Origin of the sequence: Sabulibacter ruber, assembly GCF_017355955.1 — a bacterium.
Taxonomy (GTDB): domain Bacteria; phylum Bacteroidota; class Bacteroidia; order Cytophagales; family Hymenobacteraceae; genus Nibribacter; species Nibribacter ruber_A.
The window spans coordinates 1-903 of sequence record NZ_JAFFID010000016.1 but is presented as its reverse complement, the minus strand read 5'-3'; the positions used below and the strand labels follow the sequence as shown (position 1 = coordinate 903).

General features: G+C 61.1%; 1 protein-coding gene. It reads left to right on the top strand.

All coding sequences use genetic code 11. From position 1 onward, the window contains the following. Positions 1-903 (top strand): galactokinase (gene galK / locus JT719_RS24240; RefSeq protein ID WP_207436378.1); only part of this gene is annotated, 903 nt, incomplete at both ends.

Genomic DNA, 903 nt, shown 5'->3' with positions numbered 1-903 from the left:
GCGGGCCGGGTGAACCTCATCGGCGAGCACACCGACTACAACGAGGGGTTCGTGCTGCCCGCCGCCATTGACAAGGAGATCTACTTCGCCATCGCCCCGAACGGAACCCAGGAAATGCGGGCCTACTCCTTTGACCTGAACGAGAAGGGTACCTTCAGCTTAGAGCAGGTTGAACCTACCCAGACCGCCTGGGCCAATTACCTCTTGGGCGTGGTGGCGCAGCTGCAGAAAGCGGGACATGCGGTGCCGGGCTTTGACCTGGTGTTCGGGGGCAATATCCCCATGGGGGCGGGCCTTTCCTCCTCGGCGGCGGTGGAGTGCGGGTTGGCCTACGCGCTCAACCACCTCTTCGGTTATGGGGTGGAGAAGATGGACCTGGTGAAGATGGCGCAGAAGGCCGAGCACGAGTACGCCGGCGTGATGTGCGGCATCATGGACCAGTTCGCCAGCATGTTCGGCAAGCGGGACCACGTGGTAAGGCTGGACTGCCGTTCTTTGGAGTACCAGTACTTCCCCTTTGATATGCGCGAGTACCGCCTGGTGCTCTGTGACACGCAGGTGAAGCACTCGCTGGCCTCCAGTGAGTACAACACCCGCCGGCAGGAATGCGAAACCGGCGTAGCCATTCTGCAGAAACATTATCCACAAATCCACAGCCTTCGAGACGTGACGCTGGAGATGCTGGCACAGCACCAGGCTGAGTTTGACCCGGTGGTATACCGCCGCTGCACCTACGTGGTGCAGGAAAACCTGCGGGTGGAGGAAGGCTGCCTTGACCTGGAGCGCGGCGATCTGGAGGCTTTCGGGCAGAAGATGTTCGCCTCGCACCAGGGCCTGCAGCACGACTACGAGGTAAGCTGCCCCGAGCTGGATTTCCTGGCCGAGAAAGCGAAAGAATCAGGG